The organism is Cyanobium gracile UHCC 0139, assembly GCF_034931325.1.
Lineage (GTDB): Bacteria > Cyanobacteriota > Cyanobacteriia > PCC-6307 > Cyanobiaceae > Cyanobium > Cyanobium gracile_B.
The window spans coordinates 134,242-149,621 of record NZ_JAYGHX010000004.1 but is presented as its reverse complement, the minus strand read 5'-3'; the positions used below and the strand labels follow the sequence as shown (position 1 = coordinate 149,621).

The window sequence follows — 15,380 nt, the reverse complement described above, 5'->3', positions numbered from 1 at the left end:
GGATTCGCGGCAATGGGCAAGCTCGCTCATCCGGGCGCAGGGCTGCTGAACACGGACTCCAGCCAGTCGTAAGCACGCTGATGGAACAGTGAACGCGCCATTTCCTCGCAATGGCCGCCGGCGCCTTCGGCTGTGGTGAAGCGCACGAGGGTCCTAGGACACTGCAGCGCGTCATGCAGCTGCACCGCGAAGCGCGCGATCGGATCGCCTTCCGCCCAGGCCACCAGCGTGGGGCAGCGGATCTGTTCCGCGCGCCCCCTGAGGCTGTAGTCGCCGGCGATCCGGAAGTAATCGGTGAGGGAATCGAGGCCATGCACCCAGAGGGCCCGCTGGAACGTCCAGTGCAGGGATGGATTGGATCGGATCTGGTCCTGCAGGGCTTCAAGATCGGCGGGGGCGATTTCGGGCAGGCGTTCGCGCACGGCAGGCGGGAGCGGCAGGTTCGCCCGCAACGCTTCGAGAAGGTCCCACTGGCCGGGGTCGGCGATGCAGGCCGCCAGGCGGTGCTCCCCGCTGGCTGCACGGGGCGCCAGATAACCACCGAAACTCCAGCCGATCAGCGCCATCCGCTGCGGGTCCACCTCCGGGCGGGAGAGCGCGTAGTCGACAACCGGGCGCACCACGTTCTCCCAGTCGGAGCGGAACACCAGGCCCTGGTGGATGAGGGGTCGGCCCTGGCCGGGGCCGTCGAAGGTGAGGCAGTGGTAGCCGCGGCGCACAGCGGCCACGGCATGGGCAAAGTGCGCCTCGTGCACGGTGGCGTCGTAGCCGTTGGTGGCGATCACCAAGGGGCGCGGCTGGCCCGAGTCATCGGCACGTTGGAAGTAGCCGGGCAGGCTCGTGCCCTCGTAGGGGATTTCCACGGCCTCCACGGCTGGCGACATTCGGGCGGCTGCTCTGGCGAACGCCTCGGCCTCCCGGTCGAAGGCCTCCACCAGCCGGACGTCCACAGGTGCACCGAACAGCGGCAGGTAGGACGTGCGGTAGTAGTTGCTGGCCCGCAGGTAGGCCTCGCGGGCACTCACCGCGTGGCCGGCAGCGGCACAGGATTCGGCGATCTGAATCACACGGTCGGCGGTGGCGGTCCAGGCCCGATACCAGCTATCCGGATCCGCGGGCGTGATCTGAGAGGCCGTGACGAAGCACTCGCCGAAATCAGCACCCCCATAGAGCGCGTGCGACAGGGCGCGGACGGCAAACCGCTCAAAGAGCGGATCTTGAAAGAAGAGCCCCATCGAGACGATCTCCGGCGGCCGAGCGAAGACGACCATTGACGGTCTGCATCATCACCGAGGACTTCGGCGCCAGACTTCCCCAGTTCAGGACAAGCCAGGCAAGCCTGCGATGGCGACGCTGAAGGCGGGTGTCTCTGTCGGCCGATTGTGATCCAATCTGCTCTACAGCGCCTTTCTGGTCACTCCTCTTGGGAGTGGTTGGATCTGGGTGGCGCTCCATTCCATTGAGCGCTCGTTGCCGTTCCCAGGCAGGCTGCATCTTGCTGTAGATGATGGCGCCCGTGAATCCTTTGGCTGAGCCCGGCCCCACCACGGTTGGCATCGACGTGGGCGGCCCCCGCAAGGGATTCCATGCCGTTGCCCTCAGCGGCGGCGCCTACGCCGCCCAGTTGGCCACCAGGGATGCCGAGGCCCTCGCCCACTGGTGTCGCTCCGTGGTGCAGGCGCGCGTGATCGCCATCGATGCCCCCTGCCACTGGAGCCGCGATGGCCGCGCCCGACCCTGCGAACGGGAGCTGAGGCAGCAGGGGATCATCTGCTTCGCCTCGCCCACCCGGCAGGCCGCCATCGCCCACCCCACCGGCTACTACGACTGGATGCTGCAGGGGGAGGCGCTCTATGATGCCCTGGAGTCGTCCCACCCCCTCGTCCGCTGCCTGCCCATCGAAGGGCCGGCCTGCTTCGAAACCTTCCCCCATGCCATCACCTGGCACCTGCGCGGCGGCCAGGCCCAGGCCTCCCAGAAGCGCGCGCAGCGCCGGGAGTTGCTGCAGCAGGCGGGCCTCGACCTGGCAGCCCTCACCTCAATCGACTGGATCGATGCCGCCCTCTGCGCCCTCACCGCCCACCACGCCGCCAGCGGTGGCGCCTGCGTGGCCTACGGCGAACCGGAGACCGGCTGGATCGTGGTGCCTCAGTGAACCGCCGGGGCCTCGGCCCCGCGGCTAACGGAGATCACCGCTCCCACCAGGCCGAGGGCGGCCGCCAGGCGAAAGGCCAACTGCTGGGCGCCCAGAAAGGCCTCCAGCTGGGACCCGCCCAGCCGCGCTCCCACCTCCCCGGCCAGGGCGGCGTCGGCACCGGCGGCGCCGAGACCGTGGGCGAGCAGGGAGGCCGCCAGCGCCGTCCCGATCGCCTGGCCGAAGTTGCGTGCCGTCGACAGGAACCCGTTGGCCACGCTGAGGTGCTGCGCCGGCACCGTGTTGAGCGTGGCGCTGTTGTTGGGGGGATGGAACAGGCCGCCGCCCATGCCCAGCAGCACCAGCGGCCCGATGATGCTGGCGTCGCCAGCGTCCGGTCCCAGCCAGGACAGGCCCACCAGGCCCGCACTGACGCAGAGCATGCCGGCCGTGCTGAGGTTCCGCGCCCCGGCCCGATCCCCCAGGCTGCTCACCGTCAGGCTCGTGGCGGTGAGCACCAGCGAGAGCGGCACGATCAGCACCCCCGCCATCACCGGCGAGCGGCCCAGCACCAGCTGGGCATACAACGGCAGCAGGAAGTAGCAGGCCACCGCGGCCACGAAATAGAAGGCGGCGGCGACCGAGCCGAAGGTGAAGGCCCGCGATCGGAACAGGCCGAGGGTCAGCAGCGGTTTCGCCAGGCGCTGCTCCACCGCCACGAACAGGGCCAGAGCCGCCGCGCCGCCCAACAGGATCGCCAGGCTGGCCGGGTTCAGCCCCTCCTGGGAAAGCTGCTCGATCACCAGGAAGGGCGCGCTGGTGGCCACCACCGCCAGCACGGCCCCCGTCCAGTCCATGGCGCTGCGGTCCTGGCTGCGGGGGCGGGCCTTGAGGATCCGCAGGCTGAGGATCAGTCCCGCCAGGCTCACCGCCAGGATCACCAGAAACAGGGAGCGCCAGCCGAACTGGCCGATCAGCAGGCCGCCGAGCACCAGCCCAGTGACCTGGGCCAGCGCCAGGATCGAGGCGTTCACGGCCATGGCCTTGCGCCGCTCCTGCTTCGGGAAGACCGCGGTGATCTCGGCCATCACGTTGGCCAGCACCAGGCCGCCGCCCACCCCCTGGAGCACCCGGAAGGCGATCAGGGTCTCCACCGTCGGCGCCAGCGCGCACAGCACCGACGTGACGACGAGGACGCCCATGCCGATGACGACGATGCGCCGGCGTCCCCAGATGTCGGCCAGGCGTCCGGCCGGCAGCAGGGTGACCGTCACGGTGAGCAGGTAGGCGACGATCACCCACTTCAGAACCGGCAGCCCGACGCCGAACTGACGCGCCATCGCCGGCAGGGCGAGGGTGACGATGAACCCGTCCATGTAGACAACGAAGTTGCCGCATTCCACGGCGGCCAGGGTCCACCAGCGGTCGGGATTGGCCGGCGGCGCTTCCCCCGGACGCTGGACGGCTGGGTTGACTTGGTCCATGGCCGGTGTTGCCCTGATCTCCAGATGGCCTGCAGATACTGGCAGCGGTGCTGTTCTACCGACGTGGGTTTCGGCCGTGAGCAGGCAGAAGGACCTCAATCGAAATGTCCATTACGATGCCCTAATGGACATTTCCGTGACCGAGTTCCGTGCCCAGTGTCTGGAGTTGATCCGGCAGGTGGAGAGCGGCGGTGAGGTGGTGGAGATCACCCGCCACGGCAAGTTGGTGGCACGCCTCATGCCCCCGACCACGCGCTCCGCTCAGGGACTCCCGCCATGGACGACCCTGCGCGGTTCCGGAGTGCTCCACGCTGAGCCAGAGGAATCCCTGCTGGAGGCCCAGGCCTTCGATGCCCTGCGGTGAAGATTCTGCTGGACACCCATGTCTGGCTGTGGTGGCTGCTGGGTTCCGAGCGCCTCGTGGCCGGGGAAAGGCGTTCGCTGGATCGAATGGCTGCCGCCGGCAGCACCCACCTCTCGGCCATGAGCCTCTGGGAGGCGCAGATGCTCTCCGCCAAAGGACGGCTGGCGCTGGATCGGCCGTTTCAGACCTGGTTGCAGGAGGCCGCTTCCCCTGCGGTTGTTCAGATCATGCCCCTTGACGTGGAGGTGGTCATCGCCCTCCATCAGATGCCGGATGGGTTCCACGGCGATCCTGCCGACAGGCTGATCGTGGCCACGGGTTTGGCCCATGGGTTGGTGCTCGCCACCCATGACCAGGCCATCCGCAATAGCGGAGTGATCCCGATCTGGAGGGGGGCCAGGTCGTAGCCCGTTTTTCCTGCATTGGAAGCTCCGTTTTTCCTACATCAGAAGCTCCGCTTTTCCTACATTGGCTGCTGCCGCAGGCCTGCTGCGCTTTCGCCAGCAGATCGCTCTGGCCGCTGACGGCTTGAATAGGCAGCAGGCCAAAGAAGCGCCCATTCCAGGAGCAAGACATTGCCCTACGTGAACGTTCAGATCACCCGAGGTGCATCGCGGCAGCAGAAGGCCGAGATCGTCAGGGACATCACCGACTCACTCGTTCGTGTGCTCGGCAAGAAGCCCGAGCACACCCATGTCGTCATCCAGGAGATCGACGACGAGAACTGGGGGTTCGCCGGGATGCTCACGGACGACTGGAAGGCGGAACAGGCGGGGACATCGAGCCATGGGCGATAGACCTGCCAGCGATTGGGAGGCCAGGTTCCAGGCCAGCCGGGAGCCCCAGGTGAAGGTGCTGGAGAAGTCGTTCGCGGGCATCCCCGCCGGTGCCCGGATGCTGGGGCGACCCTGCGTCAGCGGCTGGCCGCGCGGCATGGGGCCGACGACGCCTGTCCGGTCACGCCGTTCTGGCGCGCGGTTGACCCCGACAGCGACCTGGCGGCCATTCAGATGGTGCTCGCCACCTATGCCGAGGTGGAGGCCGCGATCCTCTACGGATCCAGACCTGATAGGGCACGCCATCCGCCATCCCGCCCTTCTGGACCACATCCAACGTGCCAGCGTGCTGCTGTACCGGCGCTCGGATCCTCCTCGCTGACGCCTGCCCCATGGAACACGAGATCGCCACGCTCGAAGAGCAGCTCAGAGAGGCCATGCTGGCCTCCGATGTGGCAACGCTCGAGGCCCTGATCTCCCCGGATCTGGTCTTCGTCAACCATTTCGGCGCCGTGCTCTCCAGGGAGGAGGACCTTGCGCCGCATCGCTCCGGCGCCCTGAGATTCCATCGCCTCGATCCATCCGAGCGACGCATCCTGATGCTGCAGCAGGCGGCCTTTGCTGGCGTTCGTGTTCACCTCGCGGGTGTGTTCAACGGTTCCCCTTTTCAGGAGGATCTGCAGTTCTCCCGTCTGTGGCAACGCCATGCCAGTGGCGCCTGGCAGATTGTCGCCGGCCAGGCCACCCGCGTGCAGGCTCCGGCCCCACCATCCTCCTGATCGTTTCCCCCATCGGCCCTGTGCAGCCCGCTTCCGTTCGCCAAGCCACCGCCGCCGATCTCGAGGCCCTCGTACCGCTGTTCGACGGCTACCGGCAGTTCTACGGGCAGCCATCTGGGCCGGCCGATGTCCGTGCCTTTCTCCACCAGCGGCTGACGCAGGGGGATTCGGTGCTGTTCATCGCCGCAGCCGATGGCCGGGCGGTGGGTTTCACCCAGCTCTATCCGTCCTTCTCCTCGGTGTCGATGGCGCGGATCTTCATCCTCAACGACCTGTTCGTGCTGCCCGAGGCCAGGCGCTCGGGGGTGGCCCGCCTCCTTCTTGATGCCGCCGTACGCCACGGCCGCGAGGCCGGCGCCATCCGCCTCTCGCTCTCCACTGCCCTCACCAACACCGCCGCCCAGGCGCTCTATGCCTCAGCCGGCTGGGAGCGCGATGCGGTGTTCAGCGTCTATCACTTCACCGTTCAACAAGCCTGAGGCCCATCACACTGAGCGCTGTGGCCAGGAGAGACGCGATGCCCGTTCCCACTGGCACCACCCAGCAGCAGGAAGCGGTCCGGGATCGCATCCGCGAAGATGCCGCCTTCAGCACGACCCACCTGCTGATGAATGCGCTGGCGGCGGCGATCGCCACCTATGGACTGTTCGCCAACAGCCCGGCGGTGGTGATCGGCGCCATGATCGTGGCGATGTTGCTCGGGCCCATCGTCGGTGTTTCCCTGGCCCTGGTTGACAGTGATCCGGCCATTCTCGTCGACAGTGTGCTGTCGCTCCTCTCGGGAGTGGCCGTGGTGCTGGCCACGGCATTCCTCATCGGCGTTGTCCACCGCGACATGCCCATCACCAGCGAGATCCTGGTGCGCACCGCCCCCAATTACCTCGATCTGATGATTGCCCTGGCAGGTGGTGTGGCGGGTGCCTACGCCACGGTGTCGTTCCAGCTCAGCTTGGCCCTGGTGGGTGTGGCCATCGCCACGGCCCTGGTGCCGCCTCTGTCGGCGGCGGGAATTCTGCTGGCCCGCGGCGATGTCTCCCTGGCCCTGGGGGCCCTCGGGCTGGCCATGGTCAACTTCGTGGCCATTCAGTTTTCGGCTTCTGTTGTGTTGTGGCTCACAGGGTTCCGCCGCCTCACCCGCACCGCCGAACTCCCTCTGCGCCTCTTTCTCAGGCAGAACCTGCCCAGCATCATCATCCTGGTGGCCTTGGCCATCTCGCTGTCGGTGAGTTCCCAGGCGGCCATCGCCAACCAACTCTTCCAGACGAAGGTTCGCTACAGCCTCGAGCAGGACATCAATGCCTCCTCGGGCAGCCAGCTGGTGGCCGTGCGTTTCGAGCGGAACCCTGGGCAAACCATCGTGAGGGCCGTGGTACGCGGGCCGAATCCACCCACCGCGGCCCAGGTGGCCGCCATGGAGGACCGTGCACCCCCTGCTCCCAACGGCTCCAGGGTCAGCCTGCGGATTCGTTTTGTCCCGCTGGTGATCATTGGTCGTGACGGTCCGATCAACGCCGATCTCGACTTCGGCAGCGAGGAGTAGCCAGCCTCCGGTGGCGACCCGCGTCTCGCCAGGGAGATCAGAGCCCCTGTTCCCGGAAGAAGCGCTGCATGGCGTCCTCGGCCTGGGTCACCTGGGCCGGGGTGCAGGAGGAGGTCTTGCTGAACTGTTTCCCGGCCTTGTTGAAGTTGACCCGGCAGGCGCCCTCGAACTTCACCTGGTGGATGCCCAGCAGCAGCTTCACGATTTCCGGCGGTTTCGCCGCGGGCGTGGTGGGTGTGGTGCTGCTGGCTTCCTTGCCGTAGGGGGCGGGGTCCCAGAAGACAAAGATCGACTGGTTCTCCAGCCGGTACACCTGGCCGCGGTTGGCCTCCAGCATCTCCCGCCTGGCCGGTTCCCCCCGCCCATCGAAGTAGGCGTTGGGGGTGCTCTCGTTGGGCTTGAGTTCGATCGTCTGACCGCCCTTGAGCTGGATGGTGACGAATCCCTGCCGCTGCGAGAAGGTGCACAGCCCCGAGGAGGTGGCCTTGTCCTCTCCGGCGGGGAAGACATCGCAGCGGGCCTGCACGCTGTCGGCCAGCGCCGGCGCTGACACCACCACGGACGCCAGGCCCAGCAGGGAGGCGGCAAGGATCGGAAGTCGGCGCATCGGCAGGGTTGGGACTGCTCCGAATGTACCCATCGCGGCGGTCGGTGTCCGTGGAGTCCGGATCGGGGTGACAGGGCCCCTTGGTCTCGCTAGCAGTGCCCTGGGAGGTGTCGCGCCTTGATCAAGACCATCGCCACGGAGGGCGCATCGGAGGGCACCAGCGGCCCGCGCCTCCGTCCGACGATCCGTCTGGGGATCGCGCTCTGGCTCGCCTACAGCGCCCTGGCCGGAGTCCTGCAGTTCCGCACCGGCATTCCCTACACCGACTGGTTCAAGACGGCCGGCCATGCCTTCGCCACGGCGGTTGTTCCCCTGACTGTCGGCGGCCTGGCGCTGCTGGCCTTCAGCCGCTGGTGCCGTTGGGACCATGTCTGGCGGGATCCTGTGCGGCTGCGCTGCACCGGCCTGATGAAGCTGTCGATGCTGGCCTGGATGGCGATGATCGCCCTCCGCCTGGTGGGCATCCAGTGGGGCGCGGTGCCGCACGACCTGCTCCTGGCCATCCTCGCCGCCGGCGTCGGCGTGGGCTTCGCCGAGGAGCTGCTGTTCCGGGGCCTGTTTCTGCGCTGCCTGCGCCAGGGGGGCCGCTCGGAGGCCACCGCCGCGATCTGGACGGGCGTCTGCTTCGGGCTGTTCCATCTCCCCAACATGGCCATGGGGATGGGCTGGATCGGCGCGATCCAGGTGGTCCTGGCGGCCCTGAGCGGCATCCTCCTGTATGTCTTCCGCCGCTACACGGGCCTCATCTGGCCGGCGATGGTGGCCCATGGCCTGTGGGACATCTCGACGTTCCTGGCCGGTGGCTATGCCTATCCCTGGCTTTCGGCCGCTTCCTTTGCGGCGCAGGGGGTGTTCGTGGTGCTGGGCCTGCTCGTCTACGTGGGCCTCTACCGCAGCGACAGGGGCACGGTGGTGCTGCCTTCTCTTGAAGTGGCTACAATGTGACTACATGGTTGGAGCCGGGCGTGTGAGGGCCAAGCTGGTCAGGATCGGCAATTCACGCGGTCTTCGCCTGGCCAAGCCGCTGCTCGAGGAAGCTGGCCTGACGGACGAGGTGCACATCCACGCCGCCCCTGGAGTGCTGACGATCACGCCTGTGGCGGCACCGCGGGCCGGGTGGGCCGAGGCCGCAGCAGCCGTGGCGCCGGAAGGTCTCCTGGATGCGGCCACTCCCACCCACTTCGACGAAGGGGAGTGGGAATGGTGACGGACGTCGCCGTCAGCCGCGGTGACATCTTTCTGGTGGCGTTGCCTCCCACCCGTGGCCAGGAGATCCGCAAGACCAGGCCCTGCGTGGTCGTGTCGCCGGATGAACTCAACGCCCACATGGGCACGTTCATCGTGGCGCCGTTGACGACCGGTGCTCACCCCTACCCCTTCCGCGTTCCTTGTTCGTTCCAGGGCAAAGAGGGCCACGTCGTGCCTGACCAGCTGCGCACGGTTGATCGCGAACGGCTGGTGAAACGGCTGGGCACCCTGCCGAACGACACCCTGCTCCAGCTCCTGACCATCCTTCAGGAGATGTTTGCGGTCTGATGGCCCCCCTCACACCACCGCCAGCGCCGTGAGTGAACCGCTGTAGCCGGTGATCTCGACGATGGCGTCGCTGGCGGCCTGGAAGCCGGCGGTCCCGTCGTTCAGGGCCAGGAAGGTGCGGCTGCCACCGCCGCTGCCGCCGCCGGCCAGGGTGAAGGTGGCCCCGCCGTTGGCGGCGAAGCTGGCGGGGGTGAGCACGGCGGCCAGGGCGGCGGGGGTGAGGTCGGCCACCGCCCCCAGTTCGCGCAGGGCGGCGGCCGACACGGCCCGGGGACCATCGATGCGGTCGCTGCCGATCACCAGATCGGTGATCTGGTCGGGGGCGGCCAGCAGCGAATCGCGCAGGTTGGCGAGGCGGAACGTGTCGGCGCCCCCCAGGCCGGTGAGTACGTCGGCGCCGGGGCCGCTGCTGAGGGCATTGGCGGCGGCATTGCCCGTGAGGAAGCGGGGGTTGGCGGCGCTGAAGGCCAGCCGGCCGGCGCCGCCAAACAGGGCCGCCGCCGTGAGGGTGCCGCTGTGGCCCAGGGCCCGTCCCTGGCTGGCGTTGAAGCCCACGGTCACGCTGCGGCCGGGCTGGATCGCGCTGGCCCAGGCGTCGCCGCTGACGGTGTGGCGGAACAGCCCGCCCGCCAGCGCCGTGCTGCTGATCCGCACCCCCCAGGGGGTGCCGCTGGGCCGGTGCGGGCTCTCGAAGCTGAAGCTCCAGCCGTTCAGCGCCGCCGTGCCGGCGTTGCTGACGGTGAGCTGCACCGTCATCCCCCCGGTCCAGATCGCGCCGCCCACCACCACCGCCAGAGCCGGGCTGGAGGTGAGCGGGATGCCGTTGAGGGTGGCCGGCAGCGGGGCGCCGGGGGTGGGAATGGGCGTGGGGACCGGTGGCGGCGGTGTGGGAGTAGGTGTGGGCGTGGGGGTTGGCGTTGGGGTTGGCGTTGGCGTTGGTGTGGGAGTCGGTGTGGGGGGCGGCGTCGGCACCGGGGTCACCGGAGTTCCGCCGCTGCCCGGCCGCACCGTGATCCCGGGCAGGGCGTCGAGCTGGGCGTCGCTGAGCGGCACGCCGCCGCGGCGTTCGACACTGCGGGCGAAGGCACCGGTGAGCGCAGCGTTGTAGTCGAGGGCCACCTCATTGGCGACATAGTCGTCGCGGCGGTCCTGGTAGGCGAAGTCGTTGGCGCTGGTGGGGCCGCCCACCAGGGCGCCATAGAGGGTGTGGGCGTTGGGCTGGCCGTTGCGGAACCCGTCCCAGCCCACGCCCGAAGCCGCCCGGTGGTGGGGCTGCCGGGGCGCGTTGGCCCCGAAGCCCACTAGGTAGCTCGACTGGCGCGGATTGGCCCCGAGGATGTAGTCCACCGTTCCCTGCGAAAGACGGCCGTAGGCACCGCCGGGGTCGCGCACGTTGTCGGCGTAGACATCGGCCAGGAAGGCCGTGTTGGCGGCGTAGCGCAGGGAACCCCACTGGCTGATGTGACGCAGGCCGCCGGCGCTGATCGTCACCCCGTTGCCGCCGCTCACCCAGTTGTTCAGCCAGCCCTCCACGTCCTGCTGGATGCGGGCCGAGCCGGTGTCCTCCGCCAGGATCACGGCGGTGGCATAGGAGGCGTCGTCCCAGTTGCCCGTCCAGCCGCGTGAGAGGCCGCCGATGCTGCCGGTGTAGATCGACAGGGCCTTGTCGCGGTAGGCCGTGCCGTTGCCCCCCGCCGCGTTCACCGCCCGCGACAGCCAGGCGGCGCCGTAGGCGAGCTCGTCGTTGTAGCCGCTCCAGGAGTTGTAGAAGGAGCGCACCTCGGGGATCGCATCGGCATAGCTGCCCCGGTAGCTGTCGGCGAAGTCGTAGAGGGAGCGGGCGCGGTTGAGCAGCACGTCGGCGTAGGCGGCATCGCCGTTCTGGCGGAACAGCACCGACGCCGAGGCCAGCGCCGCCGCCGAGCCCGCCGCCACATCGGAGCCGGGTTTGCTCGGCGTCACCGCCAGTGCCGGCCGGGCGATCGTCTGGTTTTCGGGCGCGCTCCAGAGGGCGTGGTCGGCCCCCGCATCGCCCACCTGGGCCACGAAGTAGAGCGTGGTGCCGGCCGCATCGACGCCGTGGGCCTTGAGCAGATAATCGGTGCCCCAGCGCACCGCCTCGAGCAGCTCATCGGTCTGGCCGGTGACCGCATAGCCATCGGAGAACTCGATCCCACCCCAGGCGAGGGTGGCGAGGGTGGAGGCCAGCGGCAGCCCGAACTTCACGTGATCGCCGGCATCGTGGTAGCCGCCGCTGAGGTCGAGCGTCAGCCCGCTCTGCAGGTTGGCCGCCGAGCGCCCACCGAAGTACACCCCGTCGGCGCCGTCCCGCAGGCCGGCGTCGCCGCGCCAGTCGATCCGCTTGCGGGCCTCGTCGAGGTCGCCGGAGCGCTGGGCCTCATAGAAGAGGAAGCTTTTCTGCAGGGCTTCGGCGTAATTGAACCCCACCCCGGTCAGCGGATCGACGGACGCCATCGCTCAGAACAGATCACCCCCAACGGTTTACGGCGCCCCGCCAGTCCGGGGCGACCCCCTTCGGAGGGTGGTTGGTGGCGCGCCGGAGGGTGATCGGCTGCCACGGCTCGGGGGAGGGGCGGCTCAGCGCAGCCGGATCAGGCCCTGCCGCAGCGCCATGACCAGCGCCTGCAGCCGGTTGCGGGCGCCCATGTTCTGCAGCAGCCGCTTGGTGTACGACTTGGCCGTGCTCGGGCTGATCATCAGCCGCTCGGCGATCTCCCGGTCGGTGAGGCCGTCGGCCAGCCCCTCGAGGATCTCGTAGTCACGCGGACTGAGTTCGCTGATCGGCGCCGGCACCGGCAGGTCCCGCATCGAGGCGCTGCGGAAGTGGTGCCCGCCCAGCGCCGCCAGCACCGCCGCCTGCAGGGCGCCGCTGCGGAAGGTCATGTCGCGCTCCGCCACCAGCCCATCCACCCAGGCCGCCCGCACCAGCGCAGGGTCTTGGACCGGGGCGGTGCCGATCACGATCACCTTCAGCTGGGGATGGCGCTGCTTCACCGTGGCGGTGAGGCTGAGCACGTCGCCGCCCTCGAGGCTGTCGGAGCAGACCAGCAGCCCGTGGGGCTGCTCCGCCAGGCGGCGCAGGCAGCTTTCCGCGTCGGTAACGGCGCAGCCGATCAGGCCGTAGCCGAACAGCCCCACCGTGTAGCGCAGCAGCAGCGGCTCGTCGCCCATCGCCAGCGCCACCCGCGGCGGCAGATCGGTGGCGATCAGGGCCCGGCGCATCACCGCCCGCCGGATTTGCACAACGGGCAGATCGGCGGTGAAATCCACGGGGACCGGCGGGGGCTGTGGGGCAGGCTATGGGGATGGACCGATTCGGGGCGACACGTCGGAGCCGGCGGTGCGCCTTGGCGCCGCTGCTGCTCGCCGGCGGCCTGCTGCTGGCCGGGCCGCCGTGCCTGGCGGAGGGGGAACAGGCGGGCGTCACGGTGCGGACGCTGGTGCAATCCACCCGCTCCTGGAACGGCACCCCCCTGCCCGCCTACCCCAGCGGCCAGCCGGACGTCACCGTGCTGCACATCACCATCCCGCCGGGTGTGGCGCTGCCCATGCACCAGCACCCGGTGATCAACGCCGGCATGCTGATCCGCGGCCAGCTGCTGGTGACCAGCGCGGCCGGCGCCAGCCTGCAGCTGCAGGCGGGCCAGGGGTTGATCGAGATGGTCAACCAGCCCCACTACGGCACCAACAACGGCACCGAACCCGCCGAGATCGTGGTGGTCTACGCGGGGGTGAAGGGCCAGCCGATCACCGTGCCGGCGCCGGCGGCAGAGCCAGCCCGCTGATGGGGGGCCTTGCCGAGGGGCTTCGGCGAGGGGCCGCTGCGCTGAAGGGCTCTGGCGCCTGATCGGCGACCTTGATGTCTCTCTCGGAGCTCGGAGCAGACTTGTACAGGCTGTACAGCTTTGTGCGCTGCCCTGTTGAGCCCCTGCCGCCCGCCGGATGCCACGGGTTTGGAGTTGGATGGGCCCCAGTCCTGCGCAGGGAGCTGGGCCCAGTGGCCAGGCATCTCCGTCCCCTCCTGGCTGGCCTCCTGGGCGCCTACGTGCTGGGCTACGGCGTGGCCCGGGTGTCCATCTTCCACGCCGTGGAGCGTTACGGCGGCCTGGAAGGGAAGGGGCCCCCACGGCAGGACTTCATCACCCGGCGCGACCGTCCCCCTGGAGACGGCTGGGTGTATGGGCTGTTCCTGCCGGCCATCAAGGCGGAAGAGGCCACCCTGGGTTGGATCCACAACCGTTAGCCGCCAGCCCGTGGACAACCTTGAGTTACTGATCGATCTGCACCGCGATGGGGAGCGGCAGGGGCCGGGAGGGGAGGCCGAGACGGAGCTGGCGCTGCAGCTGGCCGGGGTCGATCGCGCGGCGCCGCTCCAGCTGGCCGATATCGGCTGCGGCACCGGCGCCTCCACCCTGCTGCTGGCCCGGCTGCTGGGGAACGCCCGGATCACGGCGGTGGATCGGCTGCCGGACTTTCTCGACGTTCTCCAGGCCCGGGCGCGTCACCTCGGATTGGCCGACGCGATCACCCCCTGCGCCGCCTCCATGGACAACCTGCCCTTCGCTGACGGGGAGCTGGGTGTGATCTGGTCGGAGGGGGCCATCTACAACATCGGCTTCGCCAGGGGCATCGCCGAGTGGCGCCGTTTCCTCAAACCGGATGGCTTGCTGGTGGTGAGCGAGATCACCTGGACCACCGCGGCGCGACCGGCCGATCTCCAGCGGCACTGGCAGACGGAGTACCCCGAAATCGACGTGGCCTCGGCCAGGATCGCCCTTCTGGAACGGCACGGCTACGCGCCGATCGGCTACGTCGTGCTGCCGCAGCACTGCTGGCTGGATCACTACTACCGGCCCCTGCAGGCCCGCTTCGATAGCTTCCTGCGCCGGCACGGCCACAGTGAGGCCGCCAAGGCCATCGTCAGCGCCGAAGAACACGAGATCCGTCTCTACGAAGCTCACAACGCCCACTTCAGCTACGGCATGTACGTGGCCCGGAGGGTCGGGTAGACCGGTCCTGCCGAACGGCGATCGGGTGAGGTCAGACACAGTGACGGATGGGCCCCGTCCATAGACTCGCTGCCGTGGTATCCACAGACGGCTCAGGTCTGGATATGGCTGATTCATCCACCACCAGAGCTGATTCGCCCCCAGTCAGAACCGACAACCTGGCGCCCATTCTTCCGAACGTTCCCTTGCTGTCCAGTGCTGGGGCAGGGTGGCAGGGGATCGCGCTGGAACAGTTCCGCTGCCCTCCGTTCGAAACCCCGGAGTATGCCTATCCCGACCACAAAATTGCCATCCATACCCGCATCCCGGAAGACCTCCAGGTCAAACGGACGTTGAATGGACGGGTGCAGGTTGAGCAGGTTGTTGCCGAGCAGGTGATCGTCGTCCCTGCCAAGGTGACGCATCAGGTTCAGTGGGATCAGGACGCGGAGTTCCTGATCCTCACCCTCAGGCCCGATGTTCTCGGTCGGGTGGCCTATGAGGCGATCGGCCCCGATCAGGTTGACCTGGTGCCGGGTCTGCCCCGGGTGGATGCCTTGGTTCGTCAGTTGGGGCTGGCCCTGCGCTCGGAGCTGGAGCTGAACGGGGGACGCGATCACCTGTACGTGGAATCGCTCGTGAATTGTCTGGCCGTGCATCTGCTGAAGACGTACTCGGCGGTTCCACCCCGATTCCCGGCTGCGGGGCCATTGCCGCCGTCCACGCTTGCCCTCGTGACCGGCTACATCCAGGACCATCTCGACCAGGCGCTTTCGTTGGCGGACCTGGCGGACCTGGTGGGACTGAGCACCTGTTACTTTGCCACTTTGTTCAAGCAATCCACGGGGACGTCGCCCCACCAGTTCATCGTGCAGTGCCGGCTGCAGCGATCGCAGCAGCTGCTGGCGTGCTCGGATGCAGCCATCGCCGCTATTGCCCTCCAGTGTGGCTTCTCCAGCCAGAGCCATCTGACGCGCGTGTTTCGCCAGCACCTGGGCACGACCCCCAGGGCCTATCGAACGTCCGTGAAATAGCCCACACCTCCCACGAAGATCAAAAGAATCTGCCATCTTCCAAAAGATGTTGAAAGATCCATTCAGGGTTCCTGGCTAGCCTGACCTTGAATCCATCCCAACGGCTTGCGTTCCGAG

Annotated in this window: 18 protein-coding genes and 1 pseudogene; 14 read left to right on the top strand and 5 right to left on the bottom strand. The window is 68.4% G+C overall.

The window, feature by feature from the left end; all coding sequences use genetic code 11:
• Positions 1–26: 26 nt before the first annotated feature.
• Positions 27–1,271: an alpha/beta hydrolase family protein gene (locus VB738_RS08470; RefSeq protein WP_323305333.1), complete on the bottom strand. Its 1,245-nt coding sequence runs from the start codon at positions 1,269–1,271 to the stop codon at positions 27–29.
• Between the two features lie 245 nt (positions 1,272–1,516).
• On the opposite strand from VB738_RS08470, the gene VB738_RS08465 reads away from it, so the two are divergent.
• Positions 1,517–2,155 carry a DUF429 domain-containing protein gene (locus VB738_RS08465; RefSeq protein ID WP_323305332.1) on the top strand — a complete coding sequence of 213 codons (639 nt, stop codon included), beginning with the start codon at positions 1,517–1,519 and terminating at the stop codon, positions 2,153–2,155.
• Here VB738_RS08465 and VB738_RS08460 read toward each other — a convergent pair.
• Positions 2,149–3,618: an MFS transporter gene (locus VB738_RS08460; protein ID WP_323305331.1), complete on the bottom strand. Its 1,470-nt coding sequence runs from the start codon at positions 3,616–3,618 to the stop codon at positions 2,149–2,151. The two genes, VB738_RS08465 and VB738_RS08460, sit on opposite strands and share 7 nt — an antisense overlap.
• A gap of 124 nt (positions 3,619–3,742) precedes the next feature.
• On the opposite strand from VB738_RS08460, the gene VB738_RS08455 reads away from it, so the two are divergent.
• The 6 genes and pseudogenes from VB738_RS08455 to VB738_RS08430 all read left to right on the top strand — a co-directional run bounded on the left by VB738_RS08455 (position 3,743) and on the right by VB738_RS08430 (position 7,077).
• Complete coding sequence (locus VB738_RS08455; RefSeq protein WP_323305330.1) at positions 3,743–3,982, top strand: type II toxin-antitoxin system Phd/YefM family antitoxin; 240 nt, start codon at positions 3,743–3,745, stop codon at positions 3,980–3,982.
• Positions 3,979–4,389 carry a type II toxin-antitoxin system VapC family toxin gene (locus VB738_RS08450; RefSeq protein ID WP_323305329.1) on the top strand — a complete coding sequence of 137 codons (411 nt, stop codon included), beginning with the start codon at positions 3,979–3,981 and terminating at the stop codon, positions 4,387–4,389. The genes VB738_RS08455 and VB738_RS08450 overlap by 4 nt, the downstream gene beginning before the upstream one ends.
• Positions 4,390–4,551: 162 nt before the next feature.
• A pseudogene (locus tag VB738_RS08445) lies at positions 4,552–4,779 on the top strand (tautomerase family protein); the annotation flags it as partial.
• A gap of 371 nt (positions 4,780–5,150) precedes the next feature.
• Positions 5,151–5,537, top strand: coding sequence for a nuclear transport factor 2 family protein (locus VB738_RS08440; RefSeq protein WP_323305328.1), 387 nt, complete (start codon positions 5,151–5,153; stop codon positions 5,535–5,537).
• A 20-nt stretch (positions 5,538–5,557) separates the two neighbouring features.
• Positions 5,558–6,016 carry a GNAT family N-acetyltransferase gene (locus VB738_RS08435; RefSeq protein WP_323305327.1) on the top strand — a complete coding sequence of 153 codons (459 nt, stop codon included), beginning with the start codon at positions 5,558–5,560 and terminating at the stop codon, positions 6,014–6,016.
• 38 nt (positions 6,017–6,054) lie between these two features.
• A complete protein-coding gene (locus VB738_RS08430; protein ID WP_323305326.1) occupies positions 6,055–7,077 on the top strand; it encodes a DUF389 domain-containing protein in 1,023 nt (340 codons plus the stop codon).
• A 37-nt stretch (positions 7,078–7,114) separates the two neighbouring features.
• On the opposite strand, the gene VB738_RS08425 is transcribed toward VB738_RS08430, so the two are convergent.
• Positions 7,115–7,684, bottom strand: a complete 570-nt coding sequence (locus VB738_RS08425; protein ID WP_323305325.1) for a hypothetical protein — start codon at positions 7,682–7,684, stop codon at positions 7,115–7,117.
• Positions 7,685–7,801: 117 nt separating this feature from the next.
• Between VB738_RS08425 and VB738_RS08420 the strand changes: the two genes are divergently transcribed.
• Genes VB738_RS08420 through VB738_RS08410 form a run of 3 tightly spaced genes read left to right on the top strand, consistent with a single transcriptional unit; the run spans position 7,802 to position 9,220 of the window.
• Positions 7,802–8,629, top strand: a complete 828-nt coding sequence (locus VB738_RS08420; RefSeq protein ID WP_323305324.1) for a CPBP family intramembrane glutamic endopeptidase — start codon at positions 7,802–7,804, stop codon at positions 8,627–8,629.
• A 22-nt stretch (positions 8,630–8,651) separates the two neighbouring features.
• Positions 8,652–8,891 carry an AbrB/MazE/SpoVT family DNA-binding domain-containing protein gene (locus VB738_RS08415; RefSeq protein WP_323305323.1) on the top strand — a complete coding sequence of 80 codons (240 nt, stop codon included), beginning with the start codon at positions 8,652–8,654 and terminating at the stop codon, positions 8,889–8,891.
• Positions 8,885–9,220 carry a type II toxin-antitoxin system PemK/MazF family toxin gene (locus tag VB738_RS08410; RefSeq protein ID WP_323305322.1) on the top strand — a complete coding sequence of 112 codons (336 nt, stop codon included), beginning with the start codon at positions 8,885–8,887 and terminating at the stop codon, positions 9,218–9,220. The genes VB738_RS08415 and VB738_RS08410 overlap by 7 nt, the downstream gene beginning before the upstream one ends.
• Positions 9,221–9,229: 9 nt before the next feature.
• Here VB738_RS08410 and VB738_RS08405 read toward each other — a convergent pair whose 3' ends face one another.
• Positions 9,230–11,695: a glycoside hydrolase family 9 protein gene (locus VB738_RS08405; protein ID WP_323305321.1), complete on the bottom strand. Its 2,466-nt coding sequence runs from the start codon at positions 11,693–11,695 to the stop codon at positions 9,230–9,232.
• Positions 11,696–11,818: 123 nt separating this feature from the next.
• Entirely contained in the window at positions 11,819–12,511 is a 693-nt protein-coding gene (locus tag VB738_RS08400) for a response regulator transcription factor (protein ID WP_323305320.1), read from the bottom strand.
• Positions 12,512–12,588: 77 nt separating this feature from the next.
• Between VB738_RS08400 and VB738_RS08395 the strand changes: the two genes are divergently transcribed.
• The 4 genes from VB738_RS08395 (at position 12,589) to VB738_RS08380 (ending at position 15,263) form a co-directional block, all read left to right on the top strand.
• Positions 12,589–13,026 (top strand): cupin domain-containing protein, encoded by a 438-nt coding sequence (locus VB738_RS08395; RefSeq protein WP_323305319.1) that lies wholly within the window; start codon positions 12,589–12,591, stop codon positions 13,024–13,026.
• Positions 13,027–13,238: 212 nt separating this feature from the next.
• Positions 13,239–13,484, top strand: coding sequence for a hypothetical protein (locus VB738_RS08390; protein WP_323305318.1), 246 nt, complete (start codon positions 13,239–13,241; stop codon positions 13,482–13,484).
• A 10-nt stretch (positions 13,485–13,494) separates the two neighbouring features.
• Positions 13,495–14,250 carry a class I SAM-dependent methyltransferase gene (locus VB738_RS08385; RefSeq protein ID WP_323305317.1) on the top strand — a complete coding sequence of 252 codons (756 nt, stop codon included), beginning with the start codon at positions 13,495–13,497 and terminating at the stop codon, positions 14,248–14,250.
• A gap of 185 nt (positions 14,251–14,435) precedes the next feature.
• A complete protein-coding gene (locus tag VB738_RS08380) occupies positions 14,436–15,263 on the top strand; it encodes an AraC family transcriptional regulator (RefSeq protein WP_323305316.1) in 828 nt (275 codons plus the stop codon).
• The last annotated feature ends 117 nt before the right edge of the window (positions 15,264–15,380 follow it).